General features: G+C 49.0%; 13 protein-coding genes. 4 read left to right on the top strand and 9 right to left on the bottom strand.

What is annotated here, in order from left to right; translation table 11 throughout:
* Nucleotides 1–130 precede the first annotated feature (130 nt).
* A complete protein-coding gene (locus DW123_RS07040) occupies nucleotides 131–1,045 on the top strand; it encodes a glycosyltransferase (protein ID WP_118273661.1) in 915 nt (304 codons plus the stop codon).
* Between the two features lie 54 nt (nucleotides 1,046–1,099).
* On the top strand, nucleotides 1,100–1,936 hold the full coding sequence (locus DW123_RS07045; protein WP_118273662.1) for a phosphorylcholine transferase LicD: 837 nt from the start codon (nucleotides 1,100–1,102) through the stop codon (nucleotides 1,934–1,936).
* Here the strand turns inward: DW123_RS07045 and DW123_RS07050 are convergent.
* The 3 genes from DW123_RS07050 to DW123_RS07060 are packed head-to-tail and all read right to left on the bottom strand — an operon-like array spanning nucleotide 1,933 to nucleotide 4,650.
* Nucleotides 1,933–2,886 (bottom strand): glycosyltransferase, encoded by a 954-nt coding sequence (locus tag DW123_RS07050; protein ID WP_118273663.1) that lies wholly within the window; start codon nucleotides 2,884–2,886, stop codon nucleotides 1,933–1,935. The two genes, DW123_RS07045 and DW123_RS07050, sit on opposite strands and share 4 nt — an antisense overlap.
* Nucleotides 2,879–3,922: an NAD(P)-dependent oxidoreductase gene (locus DW123_RS07055; RefSeq protein WP_118273664.1), complete on the bottom strand. Its 1,044-nt coding sequence runs from the start codon at nucleotides 3,920–3,922 to the stop codon at nucleotides 2,879–2,881. Before DW123_RS07055 ends, DW123_RS07050 begins: the two co-directional genes overlap by 8 nt.
* Nucleotides 3,910–4,650 (bottom strand): 2-C-methyl-D-erythritol 4-phosphate cytidylyltransferase, encoded by a 741-nt coding sequence (locus tag DW123_RS07060; RefSeq protein WP_118273665.1) that lies wholly within the window; start codon nucleotides 4,648–4,650, stop codon nucleotides 3,910–3,912. The genes DW123_RS07055 and DW123_RS07060 overlap by 13 nt, the downstream gene beginning before the upstream one ends.
* Before the next feature lie 408 nt (nucleotides 4,651–5,058).
* Between DW123_RS07060 and DW123_RS07065 the strand changes: the two genes are divergently transcribed.
* Both DW123_RS07065 and wecB read left to right on the top strand, forming a co-directional pair.
* On the top strand, nucleotides 5,059–6,171 hold the full coding sequence (locus DW123_RS07065; RefSeq protein WP_118273666.1) for a glycosyltransferase family 4 protein: 1,113 nt from the start codon (nucleotides 5,059–5,061) through the stop codon (nucleotides 6,169–6,171).
* Between the two features lie 201 nt (nucleotides 6,172–6,372).
* Entirely contained in the window at nucleotides 6,373–7,476 is a 1,104-nt protein-coding gene (gene wecB, locus DW123_RS07070) for a non-hydrolyzing UDP-N-acetylglucosamine 2-epimerase (protein ID WP_199570201.1), read from the top strand.
* Nucleotides 7,477–8,004: 528 nt separating this feature from the next.
* Here wecB and DW123_RS07075 read toward each other — a convergent pair.
* The 6 genes from DW123_RS07075 to DW123_RS07100 all read right to left on the bottom strand — a co-directional run bounded on the left by DW123_RS07075 (nucleotide 8,005) and on the right by DW123_RS07100 (nucleotide 18,539).
* Nucleotides 8,005–9,549: a lipopolysaccharide biosynthesis protein gene (locus tag DW123_RS07075; RefSeq protein ID WP_118273667.1), complete on the bottom strand. Its 1,545-nt coding sequence runs from the start codon at nucleotides 9,547–9,549 to the stop codon at nucleotides 8,005–8,007.
* A gap of 10 nt (nucleotides 9,550–9,559) precedes the next feature.
* Nucleotides 9,560–11,149 carry a glycosyltransferase gene (locus DW123_RS09495; protein ID WP_147351599.1) on the bottom strand — a complete coding sequence of 530 codons (1,590 nt, stop codon included), beginning with the start codon at nucleotides 11,147–11,149 and terminating at the stop codon, nucleotides 9,560–9,562.
* A 22-nt stretch (nucleotides 11,150–11,171) separates the two neighbouring features.
* Nucleotides 11,172–14,039 carry an N-acetylmuramoyl-L-alanine amidase gene (locus DW123_RS07085; RefSeq protein ID WP_118291503.1) on the bottom strand — a complete coding sequence of 956 codons (2,868 nt, stop codon included), beginning with the start codon at nucleotides 14,037–14,039 and terminating at the stop codon, nucleotides 11,172–11,174.
* Between the two features lie 226 nt (nucleotides 14,040–14,265).
* A complete protein-coding gene (locus DW123_RS07090) occupies nucleotides 14,266–15,489 on the bottom strand; it encodes a glycosyltransferase family 4 protein (protein ID WP_199570200.1) in 1,224 nt (407 codons plus the stop codon).
* A gap of 22 nt (nucleotides 15,490–15,511) precedes the next feature.
* Nucleotides 15,512–16,591: a glycosyltransferase gene (locus DW123_RS07095; RefSeq protein WP_118273669.1), complete on the bottom strand. Its 1,080-nt coding sequence runs from the start codon at nucleotides 16,589–16,591 to the stop codon at nucleotides 15,512–15,514.
* Nucleotides 16,592–16,742: 151 nt separating this feature from the next.
* A complete protein-coding gene (locus DW123_RS07100; RefSeq protein WP_118273670.1) occupies nucleotides 16,743–18,539 on the bottom strand; it encodes an AAA family ATPase in 1,797 nt (598 codons plus the stop codon).
* Between the last annotated feature and the right edge of the window lie 32 nt (nucleotides 18,540–18,571).

Raw genomic sequence — 18,571 nt, forward strand, 5'->3', positions numbered from 1 at the left:
CAGCCCCAAGCAAAGAGGAGCGACAGCCGGCCCTCATAGCATTCGATTTGCAATAATCCTATAATAACCAACGTTTGGACGTCTGCTCAAACGTTCATCATTGCATGTCCCGCCGGTCGAGAGAACCCGTATGCCAAACGTCTCTGTCATCATGTCCACCTATAAAGAAGATCCTGCTCTGGTCGAATCTTCTCTCGATTCGATACTCAATCAAACCTATCGCGATTTTGAACTTCTGGTTGTTATTGATTGCCCGGAAAATCATGCAGTACGGGCACTTCTAAACAAAAAACAACAGGAGGACTCGAGGATTACGGTGATTCAAAACCAGGAAAATCTTGGTCTCGTTGCTTCTCTCAATCGAGCACTCGACATGGCAAAAGGGCAGTATATTTGTCGCATGGACGCAGACGATATTTCCATGCCAAACCGCATCAAAACGCAACTTACCTTTCTAACAGAACACGATCTTGACCTCATTGGTGGGCGCATGACCGTTGTCGACGAGGACGGCAACGACTTATACGACATTCCTCAGCCACCCGTGAATCCCGAATCAGTAGCTCGCGCATTGCGTTGGAACAATTGCGTCCCGCATCCAACTTGGTTTGGCAAAAAAACGCTGTTCCAACAATCTTATCGAACGATTCCACTTTGCGAGGACTATGACTTTTTACTGCGGGCCTCTCTATCAGGAGCAAGGATAGCGAACTGCGACAGCATCGTCCTTAAATACCGCATGACTGCCGGCAGTATTTCTCGCACATCGCTTTATAGACAGTTTCTCTACCAGCGATATATCACCAAAGCTTATAGGCGCCACGAAGTCGCCAACCCTCGAGAAGCTAAGCAATACGTGAATTCGAGCTATTCAGAAAGCAAAGCGACACGTTACGAACAAGCCAATAACACTTTTAATGGTTTGCTGAACTCTCTAAGCGAACGAAACATTTTGCGGTCGATTGCATATTCGTTTAGGCTTCTCTTTTGCTCAGCAAGTTATCTAAATAAGATCGTGAGATTAGCTCTCGTATCAATGAATTAACAAGGCCAATTCTCGCCATACGGTAATTATTGGCCCCAACATTAGAAGGAACGTATGGACATCACGAACGACCAGTTGCAGCAGCTCAAGAGAATCGAACTCGCGATGCTCGATGAATTTGTCCGCATTTGCGATGCAAATGGAATCGACTATTTTCTCTCGGGCGGAACTTGTTTGGGCGCCGCACGCCATAAGGGATTTATTCCATGGGACGACGACATTGATGTTGGCATGCTCCGCGAAGACTACGACCGCTTTGCACAAGCCTGTAAAACCGAACTGAGCGATGGCTTTATATTCCAAGACATGAACACCGAGCCTAATTGCGGCCTTGTTTTTGGCAAGATCCGCAAAAAAGGAACGGTGTATTCAGAAACCTACTCTTCTCATATCGCCATGTCACAGGGCGTATGGATTGATATTTTCCCCTATGATCGAGTTTCGAACGATTCGACCGAACGCATTAAACAATATCGTAAGGTTTCGTTCCTCAAGAACCTATATATCGTCAAATGTGGATATAAGTTTCCTCAAAATAAGGGCGGAATACAAAAGGCTGCCTATTATGTGGCAAAGGCCTTGTGTCTCCTCATTCCCCAACACTGGATTATCAGTAAAATTGACAAAGCAATGCGTACTTACGATCAAGACGACTCGTGCCACTATGCTATGCCATTTGGCGGAGCTTACAGTATTGAAGTTGAGACCGAGGAACTCGCAAGACTGCATGACCTTGCCCTCATTGAGTTTGCTGGCAAGCAATACAAAACGTTTGCCGACTGGGATGGCTATCTAACAAAGCATTACGGCAACTATATGCAGCTCCCGCCCAAAGAAAAGCGTCGAGCGGGAGTGCACTACGTAAAAGAGCTCAAATTGTCACAGGATTAATAGACGTTTAGAAGCATCTTGCCTTTAAACATAATGTTTTCAAGCGGAAACGGTTGCGCAAAAGCTGGATTAAACATCATACCTAAACGCTTCACAATGCTATGACGTCCATCAACGAAGCAAGATACGAGTTCTTTGTCCTCAGAACTCATGCTGTCGGCATAGCCATCAAGCAAAAGCGACGCTGCTTCAGTAAGGCCATGCTCGGAGGGCGACAGAAGCGAGCTAGCAATAATCTTTATACGCTTGCCGCTCAAACTGTTTAGCCCACGCTCGCCAACCTGATTTTGGCCCGAGATGCGGCGCTTAATGTAAGCATGCTCAAGATCGGGAACTTGAGCATTAAGCACTCTAGCGACTAAGTGAACCCAGCCATCATGAATACGAGGCCAATCCGGCGGCACATAACGTTGAAGGACAGACGCAAAAGCCGAATTGAACACCATCGTGCATCCGGACGCCCAATTTACAGTCAGTAACAACCCTAAAGAGTTTGCATGCGAAGCAAAGGCGCCGTATTCTCTAGACCCGCCATTTAGGTGCTCATCAACATTGCACACGTCACTGTAATACAGGCGAGGGCCCTCGCCAGCTGAACTAATTGCCTCAATTGCCTTTCCAAGCTTATTGGGCATCCAATAGTCATCTTGATCTGAGAACGCAAAAAAGTCGAAGGACGTTGCATCAGCACAGTAAAGCATGTCCATAAAGTTTCGAGCGAGACCCTTGTTTTTCTCATTGACGCCAAATTGAACATTAGGCATATCTTGGGCATAACGGCTGCAAATCGACGGCGTACTATCACTCGAGCCGTCATCCGATATCAAGAGCGTGACATTCACGCCTTCTTGAGCAAGGATGCTATCAATTTGTTCAGCAACATACTTCTCACCGTTATAAGTGGCCATCATCACAAGGACGGACGGCTTTCGCGCTATCTCGTTAGTCATGAACGCTCCAGCAATCAATCATGGCACGGTACATATCAGAAAGCGAATCGTTGGGCTCCCAGCCCAACGCCTTGAGCTTAGATGAATCGAGCATGAGGTCAGAGGCCTTCCTGAACGTCGCCTCGCGCTCGGGGTCAAACTCTCTGCGGACCTGCGTACCCTCAGCGCCAAACTGGTCAAGAACCAGCTGTGCCATTTCCCTAATGCTGCAATACGCATCCTCGTTAACAGCGTTATACGCTTCACCCGATTGACCATTAACCAATGCAATCAAAATAGCGCGCACAGAGTCATCGACCGAAAGGTAACCGTTGCGCTTAAGGCCATCACTTAACAAGACGATGTCCTTGCCGTCAATGGCATGACGACCGAAATCGGCAAACACTCGCATGTCGTCGTGATGGACACCCTCGCCAAACGTCTGAGCCAAACGCATAACAACCGAAGGGACACCGTGCTCAGTGGCATACGAAGCACACAGGCACTCGACAAGACGTTTGGCCTCGGGATAGCTGTTGCGAACGACCATGGGGTCCAGTTTACCAAGGTTATCCTCAGTAGCCACACCTTCGACCTCGCCGTAAACCTCCATAGTAGAGAGGAACAGCACCTTCTTCGCATCTACAGAGCAAGCGTACCTCAGTACAGCCTCCCCACCATGAACAATCTGCATAATCGTCGTGGCGGGAGTCTCGAGGAAGCTCTTGCTTGATGTTCCGCAGGCAGCATGGACTACATAATCCACGTGCTCGGAACCCATAAGCTCATCGCCAAGCGACCATTCCAGAACAGAAACGTCACTTCGGTCGCCAAACAGAGCCTGCGCTTTTTTATTATTTCGAACGGGCAGAACCACGTTGATGCCGGCATCAACGTGATCGTTTCTAGAGAGCAGAGTCCTCACAACCTGCGAACCAATTAACCCCGTTGATCCTGTCACCAAAACGGTCTTACCGTCCAGCTCAGCCCAGGGAAGATCGACCTCGGCGGCAATCTTCGCAGCTCGATCAAACAAATACTCATCTACAGCGGCCATAGCTGCTCCATTTCCTTGTAGTCAACAAACCCCTTAAACGCAAAGAAATCGCGCTGCGTGGTCACCTTAATATTGTCCGCAGGTCCCTCAACCGTATGGGCCTTGTGGCCATAATGAGCCATAAGCGAGATTGAATCGATGAAATCATGTCTGCCCTCCTTGCGTGCGCGGAGGTGCTCGGCATAAATATCATTAAACTTGAAGCCCTGGGGAGCACGCGCGAGCTTGCAACGCGAACGGTCGACGACGCGTTCTACCACGCCATTCTCCTCCTCGATAATCGTTTCAGGCGAAGAGGCGACCGTTGCGGTAGAACCATACTGGGAAACGGAATCGATGCACGCAGAGATAGTCTGCTCATCAATAAGTGGCCGAACGCCGTCGTGAATCAAAACAATAGAATCCTTATCCGTTACGCCAAGCCGTTTAAGCTCAGAAAGACCATTAAAGATGGAATCCTGACCCGTCTTGCCACCTGGAACAATCGACAAGACCTTGGAGTAATGAGCGTCCTCGACAATTTCGCGCATATGGTCCATACCCGAGGCAACACAAACGACAACGACACCTGCAACCATAGGATGCTTTTCAAAATGGTCGATGGTATGAGCGATAATAGACTTTCCGCCCAACTCCAAAAACTGCTTGGGAACTTTAGCGCCACGCATACGTGACCCAACGCCACCAGCAAAAATTACCGCATAGCACTTTAAATCATTGCATGCCATTAGTTATAGCCTTTCAAATATCATCGGGAAAATAAGTAGCACAGACCGACAGCGGTCGTATTTACATAATTTTAGTCTCCAGACAGGAGATTGGTCACATAAGCAAAAGAAGCGCATTCTTTGCAAGAAGTGATTCGACCCATATTCAAACCCATAAACCCCAACATGCAACGCGAGAGGACAGAAGCCTCACTCCTCAAATAAATCCATACGCAATTGAATCACAATGACACTATATAAGGCATCAGTGACGCAATTATGATGCTGGTAGAATTAAAGGTACTGCCTGTAATTAGCTCTTCTTATTATGTAAATCGACCTTACAAGAACTCATCACAACTAGAATCGAATCAAATAAGTATTATTTAATTTATAAACAGTTCGCATGACCTAAGCAGAGAGACGATAATGAAAGTTGTGCATATTTCTTCTTCTGGAAAACTCGATGGGGGAGCTGAACTATGCCTTGTCGACCTTATTAAGTATGAAATTGAGAACGGAATCAACCCTTACGTTCTCCTTCCCTATAAGGGCGAATTACAGGAAAAGCTAAATTCAATGGGAGTCGAGACCGACATCATTCATTATTTACCTTGGCGGCATCATCGCTCAGAACCAAAACTAAAATCCTCAGCTATTTTCCTGATTAAGATCGTCATTAATTTAATTCAAGAAGTACATATCTATCATTTTCTCCGGAAGCATAAAGTTGATTTAGTCCACATAAATACAACTGCCGTATATGCAGGGTCCATTTCTGCTCACATTCTCAATATTCCACTTATATGGCACTTGCGCGAATTCAACGGCCAACCAACCTCTTATGACTTCTATTGCAAGAGTTTTTCTTATTGGCTGCTTTCTAACGCAAGCAAGTGCATAGCAGTCTCTAAAGTAATAGATAACTTTTATTCAGAGCATCTGAACAACTCAATTGTTATTTACGATTCAATGGAGGAACCTAGGCACGAGCGACAAAGCGACTTGTTTTCTACAGATATAACAAGAATAATCCTTATCGGAAACAAAAAGCCCGACAAGGGACAAATGGACGCAATAAAGGCCTTGTCTCAATTAAGAGATCTTCCAATTCATTTAACATTAATTGGCAAAGACCTGGACGAAGCCTATGTTGCCGAAATGCACGACTATACTCAGAAACATTCCCTAGCTAATCTACTTACAGACAATTCATTTGACTCGGAAGCCAAATATAAACTACTCGAATCTGATATTGCATTAAACTGTTCTCGATCAGAGTCATTTGGAAGAACCACCGTTGAGGCACTGATGTCAGGCTGTTTAGTAATTGGGAATAACAACAGCTGCACCGCAGAGCTTCTCGCCAACGGAAGGGGACTTCTCTACGAAGGTTCCGAAGACCTTTCGGTCAAAATTCGCTGGGCAATAAATCATCCGGCAGAATCAAAAGATATAGCAAAAAAAGGTGCAGAGTTTGGAGTCGGCTCCTTTCAGACCGGTAATAAAAATATCGTCAATCTGTTTAAGTCAATGCTTTAGCTCAAACGTGGACGCAATAATTGGTTGCATTGAGCGGCCATTATTTATAATGCAGCATTTAGGCGTAGACTAGGGCATTGTGGCGCCGCTCACAACCCTTGTGCGCCATTCAGCAATTCGATGGTTACCCATCCATCAAAACCAAGAAAGAAATGAGCAATTCTTAACATGCCAATTAGAGAATTACCCAAAGGAGTGAAAATGACCCGAAATAAGATAATGCTCGTCTTCGGCACCCGCCCGGAGGCCATCAAGATGTGCCCGCTTGTCAACGAGCTTAGGGCGCGCAGAGATGAGTTCGAGACCGTCGTGACAGTGACAGGCCAGCACCGCGAGATGCTCGACCAGGTCCTTCGAGTTTTCGACGTGACTCCCGACCACGACCTTGCGATCATGAAGCCGGGCCAGACGCTGTTCGACGTTACGTGCGACGTGCTGGTCAAGCTCAAGGCCGTTCTCGAGGACGAGAGGCCCGACGTCGTTCTGGTTCACGGCGACACCACGACCAGCTTCGCCGCTGCGCTCGCATGCTTCTACCTGCAGATCCCCGTGGGGCATGTCGAGGCCGGCCTGCGCACGCACGACATCTACAGCCCCTGGCCGGAGGAGTTCAACCGCCAGGCGGTCGACATCGTGAGCGAGTACTATTTCGCCCCCACGGAGGCGAGCAAGCAGAACCTGCTCGGTGAGGGCAAGCCTGAGTCCAGGATCTGGGTCACCGGCAACACCGGAATCGACGCGCTTCGCACCACCGTGCGCGAGGGCTATACTCATCCCGAGCTCGAGTGGGCTGAGGGCTCCCGCCTCATCCTCATCACGGCCCACCGCCGCGAGAACCTTGGCGAGCCCATGCACCGCATGTTCCGCGCCATCCGCCGCGTGATGGAGGAGCACCCCGACACCAAGGCGATCTACCCCATCCACATGAACCCGCTCGTCCGCAAGGCGGCGCACGAGGAGCTCGACGGCTTCGACCGTCTGCACATCATCGACCCGCTCGAGGTGCTCGACTTCCATAACTTCATGGCCGCGAGCCACCTCATCCTCACCGACTCGGGCGGCATCCAGGAGGAGGCGCCTAGCCTGGGCAAGCCGGTGCTCGTCATGCGCGACACCACCGAGCGCCCAGAGGGCGTGGCCGCCGGCACACTGAAGCTCGTCGGCACCGAAGAGGATGTTATCTACCGTGAGTTCAGCCGCCTACTCTCCGATCAGGCCGAGTACGAGGCCATGAGTCATGCGTCGAATCCCTACGGCGACGGGCATGCGAGCGAGCGCATCGCGGGCGTTCTAGGACTTCAATAGCGGTCGGACGTAAATATGATTGGTCAATTAGTGCGATCCACATGCTTGCATACGCTCTATTGTGGCATCCCATCTCTGCCAGCTTTATGAACTGCCCACTGCATGGATTTTAAATATCGGCGTTCAAGTTTTTCTCATGATATCGGGAGGGCTTTATAGATTGGCGCCCTGATTTCGGCGACATCCGAAACTGGGACTCCAAATCGAGTAAGGCGAGCATATTGAGCAGAGAATCCGCGTCCTTAACACTGCTGAATGGGTGTTTGCACTTGAGAACTTCAGATCGCTGGGCAGGTCGCCCGCAAATACAGCGCACACGACCTGCCCATGGTCAACGATTAGCTACTCGACAAACTTCATTCGAAGTTCAGACCGATACTAATGGAGCAGACGAATGCAAAAAACACTACGGCCCATATCGGCGCTGGTGCTCAGGCGCAATAACGGCAGTGTCATATCGCATATTCAACAGTGCTCAAGCGAGCAAATACCCAGCCTCGCGATTTGTGGACGCCACAATCAAGATGCCTATCTAGTAAAAGCACGCTTAGTCATAGAACTTAAGAGTTGTTTCATATATAAATATGATTCTGTTTTCCTGAACACAATCCAAAAATAAAAATTTATCGCCGCGACAGCAATTACCAATCTAATTACAAAACCCAACAGCGAATCTGGAATATATGAAAACAAGATATGAAGCCCGATTGCGGGCATAAGCGAAACAAAAAACCAACCTAAATAGCATTTAAAATAATCAACACAACTACAGTGGAATAAATATTTGTACAAAACAACGCCCTCACGCCAAGCACTTGTAAAGAGCGTGCTAAGAAAAGTGCCGATGAAAACGCCAGCAATACCAACATGAATGACGGCATAGACGGAAATAACTAGATTCAAAACAGCCTGAATTAAAGGTCTGATTTTATCTTTAACAAACAAGCCAGAAGCATTTACGAACCCAACGTTAATAATTCTTGAAGAATTCCAGAAAAAATGCAGGGAAAGAATCGTAACGACAGCCTGATCCAATAAGTATTTATCCCCGATCCAAATCTTAATAAAAGGATTAATCAACAGATAAAAACACAAAGCGCAAAATGACGCAGCCCAGATATTAATAAATCGAAGACGTTGATACAACTTAAGTTTTTCAGAATCCCCCGCATCTATCAAGGCATTTCCAATTGTCGGAACAAAGCTACCGAAAACCTTATTTAAAAACAAATCTAATGCAGATGAAATCAGCTGATAATTTGAATATAAACCGACTGTCCCCACGCCAATAAAAGAAGAGAGAATAATGCTGTCAGTGCTGTTTAGAACAACTCCTCCGATTTTGTGACACATTAATGCGCCAGTCTCTTTAAAAATGCGAATCTTATTAGCGTTGCTAAGCCTTGCATCCCTGAACGCAATAATGTCTGGATATTGCCTAGCGCTATAGCAAGACAGGCCAAAGTTGTAAACAAGGGAAATTAAAATTCCAGCAGTAAGAACAAAAGTGTAATTTGCAGTAGCTATCAGTAATAAAATTTTAATTACATTTAAACATATATTATAGATAGAGTTAGCGGCGGAAATTACATAACCCTTTTGATCGGCATTGAGTAGCGATTGCCTGTAGACGCACAGGTAACTCGTTACACTTTGAAATACGAAAAGCCAATAGATTACGCTAAGATTTACATCATCCGGAATATTACCGGGATCAGCGATAACAGAATCGATAAACGGAAAAAAACAAGCTCCAAGAAGCAGAGTAATTAAAGCAATTGCTCGGTAGACACTTTTATAGAAATTGAGCAGCTTTGCGCATTCCTCATCATCGCATTCTTTAATTGGCTTATACATATTAAATGCAATAACCGAGCCGATACCAAGCTCGGTCAGGGAAAACACCTGCAATATGTTTGTAAATAGCGCCGATATTCCCAAATAGTTGGCATTCAGTACATACAAAAATACTGTTCGAAATATAAACGCACCAACATAAGATGCGAGTTGTTCACCCACCCCAGTCAATGAGGCGAGGAGAGCATTTTTGATTCTAGAATTTTTGTTTGCCATCTATATAAACTCATCCTTTATTTCTTCTGAAAACCTTGCGATGGATGACCTTTAAATAATGCTTCATCAGTTCCACATTGTGATACCTATTCAGAAACCTTTTTTGCATCTTAACGAGGCCTGGATTACGCTGAAAGAGAAAGGATGCACCGGTCTTGGTTAACTCAACGATAGCGGATTCCATTTTCCTTAAATTGCCGACATTCATTGAGAGAGATCCGCTAGCCTGCCCAAAATGCATAGCAAGAGAGCTATCCGAACCCCAAACTCTTTTATTGTCATATGGATGGGGTGGGACAAAAGTTGACAACCCGTATTGCAAGGCCTTAGCAGAAAGAGTCATGTCTTCCGCTGCAACTTTATACTGTTGCAATTGCTCGGTATTTTCGAACATATAATCAAGGGCTCTTCTTGGAAGGAACCAAGAGTGACCAACGAAATCAACTTCCATTAGCTGCTCGTTGGGTTCAGCCCAACCGACTCGATAGTATGAACGCTTGTCAATCGGATAACCACTTGAATTCTCGAGCACTATTCCAATCGTGCCGTAAATTCCCTCGTGTTGCATCATTTCAAAATGACAGCTTTCCAGCCAACAATCCCCTGGAATAGTATCATCGTCAAAGAGGCATACATATTTTGATTTGCATTCTCTTGCATAATCAAATCGGCCCCAAACTCCCCTATTGCATTTCGCAATGCAGCAATCATCAAATGACGACAAAAACTCATCATTCAAATCAATGGAGTAGAAACCGTCAATGGCGTCCTTGAAAAGCCTGATCTCACGTGGCCTTAATGTCTGCTTATCAATTGCCGCTAATTGTTCAGTCAGCGATTCTGGTTTCTTATATGTAGTCAAAACAACGGACACATCAAAATCCGCTGTATTCGGGTCAAACATCCAACAGTTTCGTTTTGAATAAACAGTGCCCGGCTTTGAATATGGCCTAGTGTCCGATCCATGAATATAAATATCAATTGAAGAACCAAAATCAATGTAACAGTTATTAGGATTGTGTTTGTAAAGCTCCGCAATTATCGGTTCAGCCATAGGACCCGCCGAAACAACATAAAGCAAATTGTCTCGGCTTCCATATTCAGAAATAATTCTAGATACTATCGATCCACATTCCTCTTCCCAGCAGGAAATACAGTCATCCCCCACCGCGTAATACTTCAGAACATTCAAATTACCAATTCGATTATTTTTTCCAGCATGATTTGCAATCACAATTGCATCTCGAGTTAATGTCAGAAAATCAGACTTGAATGTCTGGTAATTCGAATTCACAAACAAGTTAGCAAAGGTAATTTGCTTACTGGCAATTCGAGTTGAATACCAGTAATATGCAGGTCTATCACAGCACGGACATGATATCCCGTAATACACGTTGTCGTCAGTGAAATTAAGACTCTCTCGGAGCGCAACAGCCAAAGGAGACTCTCCCTCGGAAGACCAGCCTTCCTGCGCTACAACCTTTTCGCCGGTCATAATGGCACGTTCGCCATCCCCATAGCGCAATACCGTTATGTTGTCTCCATTAACAATTCTGGAAAATATCTTTTTATACTCGTTTTGAAGAAAAATCTTATCCATGACGAAACCAATTCACTATCAATTAGTCACCTATAACGGCTTTGACGATTGCATTTAAACTCTCGCCGTATCCAGTTCCAGGAACAGCCCATCGCCCGTTAAGGTCAGTTGTCTTCGGGGCACAACCCCTAGAGACAAAACGAAAACGAGGGTCAACACACGGATTATTCAACGGTTCAGTCGAAGCATACGCCTTCAAATGCTGGACTTGGGCTCTAAGACCTTCCTTAACGTTTGCGAAAGTATAGCCAGGATGTCCGTGACCAGTTGCTCCAATACCACCGAAATTGCATTGGTCTGCTTTTACCAAATTGCCAAATTTGAGATACCCAGTCTCTTTCATCACCTGAGCATATAAGACCTCGGGACAAACCCCTTCAGACACAGCTTCTTCATAGAGGATCTTGCAGAACTCTTTAACCGTAGCAGCCCCTTTATTTTTATAAACAGAGACCGGGTAAGCCTGCTCCCCTACAGTTCTTGCATAATGAGCCGAAGCATCTTCATATGAAGAAAAAGCGGGGGACATGATATAGCCTTCAAAGCTCGTCATGCTTGACCCATCCCGTCCTTCTTTTAATCCATACTTTAGGAAATGAGTATAGTAAGCCTTCAAATCATTACCGAAAGCCTTGCGAAGATCAATATAGCGAGTTTTATAGCCATAAACATCGAACGCCTCGTTGCCGCGGCGGCCCTCGGCCATGCCACACCTGACGAAGTGGCGAAGGATCGCCGCGTCGTCAACAAGAGCGCCGCACTCGCTCTTCTTCGTATATGCGGAGAGCACATCCGGGCTGCTGGCGATATAGTAGCTGAAATCGTAGACCGGGGCGTAGTTCACGCCGTCGAGGGACGTGCGGGCGGCCTCCAGCGAGTCGCAGCCGTTGGCACGGCGTCCCTCGGCCCTGCCGTAACGCAGGTAGTGCCCGTAGAGCTTGGCGGTGTCGGTGCCATAGGCGGAGCGGAGGTCGGGGTACTCGTTGTAGTAGCTGCGGACGTCGAACGCCTCGTTGCCGCGGCGGCCCTCGGCCATGCCATACCTGACGAAGTGGCGCAAGGCCGCATTGTCGTCAACCATGATTACGCCCGCGCCAGTCGTTTTAATAAAGGCCTTCTTAAGATCGCTGTTGTGATCAAGATAGAACTTGAAATCATAAACAGGAGAATAATCGATACCAGCAATAGTGACGACAGCCTCTTTTAGCGAAGAAGTTCCCGTACCATGTCTTCCCTCGCTTTTACCCCACTTCATATAGTGAATATAGTATTTAGAAATATTAGTCCCGTACGCGGCCCTCAGGTCGGGATACTCGTTGTAGTAGCTCTGGACGTCGAACGCCTCGTTGCCTCGGCGGCCCTCCGCCATGCCATAGTTAATAAAATGCTGGAGGGCCTTGTCCTTATCGTTGTTGGCCCATTTAGCGACATCAGGATTATTCTTTAGGTAATAGTCAGCATCAAATACAGCGGAGTAATCCATCCAACTAGAACGCGGGAACTGAGCAATAATCGCATCGGCGTCAGCTTCCCCCAGACGCTTGCAGCCAGCATCGCTAAAGTATTTCCAAACGTCACCCGAGTTAGAAATAAAGCCATGCTCGATCAAGATGCCAGGAATCCCCTGCTCGCGAGCACAGCGAACAACGGCAAATTCGTCACCAACCGTCATCTGAAACACGCCACGATAGGTCAAGCCAAGCGCAGACAAATTATTCATCACTTTTTGGGCAAGCTCGACGGAGGCTTTCGTATAGCTCGTGCCATTGGCCGTAGGCGCGTAAACCTCAGCACCATGCGCCGCAGAACTACCAGAGTTAATATGAAAACTCACAAAAGCTTGTGCACCTTGCTTTACGCATCGCTGAACGCGATACAGAAAATCGTTGCTGCCATAAGAACCACTTTGCCCTCGAGACATCACGACCTTAAAACCATATCGCTCCAGCTTGGCCTTACAGGCAACAGCAATCTTCCAAGTAAGATCCGCCTCGCTCTTCCCATTACCTTGGGCGCCGGGATCAACGCCGCCATGACCAGGATCAAGAGCAATAACATACGAACCGTTCACAGCAGTATCGGCAAGAGAGAGAGATTGCTCCCCATTTGAGGCGGTAAGTGCGTCGCCAATCGTGGCAGCCTGAATCGCATTGCCAGAATCATCTGAATAATAAACAGACGAATTAGCACTGCCTTCGGCTAGGCCATCGTCCACAGCGGCATTCGCATCAATGTCGAACGCATATCCACATTGCATCAAATCGACACTGTGCTCCGTGGCATCGCCCTGCAGATGATAGGAGATCGAAATCAAATCATATCCGCACTCGGCATAATCCTTACCGAACTGAAATGCAGCAGCATTGCCACTGACGGCCGTCGCACTAACAGAAAGGGAGTGCCCAGTTGTGGATTCCAATTTAAGAGTCGCATCTGTGAGTGCATCAGAATCGTTAGGGGTGGCAAATGCAATCACCTGGTCCACACCGACTGGAAGCTGCGGATAGGCGATATAGAGATACTGATACGAATCGGTTAAAACGTCGCCGCTCCCATCCGCTACAACGGAAGGGTCATTTTCTTCTGCGACAAGATTGTCAGAGTCGTCCTGATTCTTATTGGAGGGCGAGGAGGCGGGGTCGTTAGTCGAGTTTGAATTGCTCTCAGAATCCGCGACTTCAGCAGTTGAATCCTGCTGTACAGGTTCACCATTGATTGCATAAGCAGTAGCAACCGGCCCAATCAATGGATTAAGTCCAATAACTAACGCTGCAACGGATACAACAAGCAGTTGCAGGTGACGTTTCATGCCAACCCCCATTAAATACAAGTTCAAATGATGCGCATAAATTATATTACAGGCGAAACCCAAGAAAGCTGTTTGCGCCAAGTCCCCATTCCATTCTGGCCAGCGAAGAACCTAAAGGCGCTAAATGTATCGACCCAGAAATCGAAGTCAGCGTCATAGGGACAAAATTCAGCCTAATAATTCATCGCGAGCCAAATCGCAAAATCTACGATAGCGGTCTCTAGAAAATCGCCCAACAACCGCTTTTTTAACATGGCATTAGAATTGAATACAGGATATTCCCCGTTAGCGTGAACTCTTAAAAGGGCTACCTTATCAAGCTTTCAATCAGTTTTACAGTCTTCATATACGAATGCGGGCGATCAAACTGCTCCTCTGCGATTTTACGAGCGGCCTCCCCCATCTGCTTGCGGTGCCATTCGTCTTCGACAAGGGCGGTAACCGCAGCGGCAAGCTTGTCGGGGCTTCCGGGTCGCACGTTAACGCCAAACCCGTCTGACTCGACCTTTGCGCGGAACTCAGCACTCATGCTGGTGTTGACCATGGGTTTGCCCGCCGCCAGATAGTCGCCGATCTTGGTGACGATACTCTGGGCGGCTTTTTCGACCAGCGAGTTTACCGTGATATCAGACCTGCTGAGCCATGCAGCCATCTTGTCATAGGGCAGGTACCCATGAAAGGTCACACCAGCGCCCGTCGATTGAACGACGGCCTTAAGGTTGTCACGTTCGGCTCCATCACCCAGAATCTGAAGCTTGACCTCGGGATGGGTCTTCTGAACCATCCCGATTGCTTTAACAAGAGTCTCCAGGTCGTAGCAAGCGCTCAAGGTGCCGGCATAAGAGACCCAGATCTCTCCCGCCGGTTTATCAATCAAAACGGCGTTCTTGGCCACACCGGCATCAAACTCGGCAAGCTGATTGCCGACGTACACGACTTCATTGGGAATACCCGAACGTGCATCGCGCACACCACGGTCGCGGTACTCCTGCGACGTACCCACAATGGCATCGGCCAGCTGATACGTCGCCTTAGCCTGCTTGTAAAACGGAGCAAAGAAGATGTCCGAAAGGACCGGAACATCCAGAGCAACGCGGAAAGCCTCGGGCCACAGGTCATTAACATCGACAACAAATGGAATGCCGTACTTATGGGCACATTTGCCGATCTCACGCGCAACATCGTTAGGCGGAATCTGGCAGTAGACCAAATCGTACGCATGGTGTTCATCAAAAAACTTAACAACACGTTTTGAAACCACATGGTGGGCCCAAATACGCTGGGGACACATGTTCTTAGGGTAGACAGGCTCTTCAATAAAATGCACAGTAAAGGGATGCATGCTCAGATCGAGGTGCATAATATCTCGCTGCTGCTTATCCCAATGTTGAAAGCCACTGGTAATAAAATCAACGTCGTAGCCCTGCTCACACAGTAGCGTGGCAAGGTAGACGTAACGCGTTGCGCCTTTGACCTCGTGCCCCAGCTTAGCATCTTGCGTATAGATAGCAATGTGTCCCTTAGAAGGCATGCAGCTCCTTTGCATGTAAATTCTACGAACGCTCAGCAGAGCGACGTTTTAAGGATAGCCCAACGCGAGAAAGCGCAAAACCCAAGCCGGCGGTCTTTAGGGTATATCCAAATTCCCTGATTTGCGATATACGGTAAGCCAGAACGCCAGACCCGCCTACGGATTCACCAGTCAGCTGCGAAAACGCCTGCTTAAGATGCGGGCTCACAGTATCCATAGCACGCACTATTGCCGGATCCATACGGCGGAATGTCTTCTTAAGAAGCACGCAGGCATCTCGCTGCTCGAGGCCACCGTTCGCAAGGGCAAGACCAGCATGACGGAATCCCACCGTGTAAAGGGCGCGCCATATTCCCCTATCCGTAACGCCAAGTCGTTCGAGCACGTCGACCATGTCGTTCCAACGCGTTAAGGCAAGGGCGCTATTAACGCTGGCAGACGATGCCGTGGGCAAATCTTCACGATAACAATACCAAGCCTCATCGGTGTAAGCGATGGTCTTTGCCTGGGCAAGCGTCTCGATAAGAAAGGGATTGTCAACCCAGCCAGCACCTGGGACTTCTTTAAAGCAGATGCCATGCCCAACAAGGAAACTCTTCTTATAGAGTGCGCTCCAAATAGAAGGATGCTTTTGAATCAAGATGGGAGCATCGGCAAGAACAAAAGGCTGGCGCCCCGGCTTAACCCGATGGTAGTAATGGCAGTGGTAAAGATGTTCCCTTGGAGTGTCCGCCATATAGACACGCCAGTATGAGGATTTAACCACGTCGGGATAATCCTGCTTGCAAGCCAGCTGATACAAAGCGGAAAACATGCCGGGTTTAAGGTAATCATCGGGCTCGACAACGGCAACGTATTCGCCCCGCGCCTCGTCAAAACCCCTGTTAACGGTTGCGCCATAGCCTTGGTTTGCTTTATCAATCACCCGAACGCGAGCGTCCCCTGTCGCATGGGCCTCCATAATGGCAAGCGAGCCATCCGTCGAGCCATCGTTGAGCACGATGATCTCGAGCTCCTTCATCGGATCGGCTTCAATAGAGCTGAGGCACTGATCGAGAAACTTCTCGGCGTTGTAGCATGGAACCACAACGCTAACGCTCATATCGCTCGTAGACAATCGACACCCCCATAGAACGTTGGATATACCAGTATTTATCCCAGTCGCCAGCACGACCAGACCGTTAGCGATCCGTTCTATAGTAGCGAGAAGCACACAGAATGGGAAACAGATACAGCCCGGTTATCGACCGCCCCTATAGACGCTGGCACACCGCCGCCACATGTCGCCCGTCAAACCCAAACCCCCAGCGCATGCGGCCAACGCCGGGTCGCGGCACACGGATTTCGTCGATGCCGTCGCGCTCTATGTCGAGCAGCGCCTGCACGGCCAGCAATTCCAGGCCCAGCGCATCCACACCGGGGTCATACATCATGTTGATCGTTATCAGCGGACGTTCATCGAGCATACCGATCGTATCGGCTATGTCGAACGCGGCGCCCGTAGGAAAAACCTGGATGTCCCAGCGATCCGCGCCACACTTTCGCCTCGAAGCAGGATTGGCATAGCCCGGCAATCCAAAGCAGAGTCCTTGCAAGAGTAGGTGATATGGCAGCGGTGTATCTGGGTCGGTCGCACCGATTCCCGCATCTCCCAAGATGCGGCTTAGCGCCCGCCTCACGGTATCCTCGTTCCCATGGCACAGCCCGTCGCGAAACGCATCGACGTCTCGAATGTCTTCTGCAGCGCACTCAAACCACTCAATAATCACTAGACGCAAGGCCTGGCGAAGCTCGTTATTGGGCAATCGCAAAGCACGGAAGCGATCGCCATGCTCTGGCTCCTCAGTCATATCCGTCGTGAGAAAACCGGACAGATACAGCGCTGTCCACATGCCATCGTCAGGCGAGACATCTGGCTCTGCAGTGCCCAAACAAAGCGGGGCCTCAGCGCACCCATGGGCCTCGAGCAAATCAAACAAGACCGAAAGGCGGTCGAGATTCCACCCGGCAACTACCCTACTCAGGCAATCGGCATATCCATACAGATCGGCACGCACAGGCGCCGTGCAGCCTCGGCCCAGAAAACCGATCACACGCTCTGGACTCGAGCAATAGGCCCTGCCAAACCGATACCCCTCGAGCCATTCACGCGCATCATTCAGGTATTCCTCGCGCCCAGCATGATTCAAAAGAGCCTCGACCTCGGCATCCGAAAAACCGAACCAACGGTCACACCACGCCGACAGCGGCGTCGTCAGACAATACGAGCAGCCGCGCGAAGAAAGCGCCGCTTCGGCAGGACCGGGACACTCCCCCATCAGACACGTCAGCCGCAACGAATCGCGCGCAGTGGCAATGGCGTCAAACAGCGCACGGTCAAGTAGTTCTGCCGGATCGGCGTCGGAAGCGTCCCTCGCGCTCGCACGGCGAGACCACGCCGCATCGTACCCATCAACGAGCAATACAACCTGCTCATCGCAGGCAATCTCCAGCAGCTCTATGAGCACACCGAGCACCGAGTCAACCTCGTCCGCGCTCGCCACGCCACGCGCGACACGTTCGATGTGACGCACCTTATCTCGAGCTAAATCCGGAGCCTCCAAGAGCGCCAACAAGCGAGCGCACTCGCCCGAAAGGGCATCGCGCACGACGCCGGCAACAGCGGGGCCACGCCTCCCAGCGCCAGAAAAGTCCAGCGATATCACCGGATAGCAAGCATACTCATCCCGATAGCGCCCGCCGTTCGCATCCCAAATCTGAGCATCGGCAAACAAACGCTGACCAGAGCGACCGACCGCTGGACGCTCCAGAAAAGCCCTGAGCATCGACAAGTTCATGCTCTTGCCAAAACCCTCGGGTCGACAGCACACCACAACGGACGCGTCGCAGTCCAACACATCGGCAATAAACATGGTCTTGTCAACCAGCATGCAACGACCAATGGCATCGGCAAAATCATGCACACCGACCGGCAAAACCGCATCATCGACATGGTTGACAAGCCGTACGCCAAAAGTATCGTCACTGTTGCAATACTCCTGTTCAGACACCGTAACTTCTCCCTAAAACGCAGCACGAAGCC

It is taken from the genome of Collinsella sp. AM10-26, assembly GCF_003472525.1.
GTDB lineage: Bacteria > Actinomycetota > Coriobacteriia > Coriobacteriales > Coriobacteriaceae > Collinsella.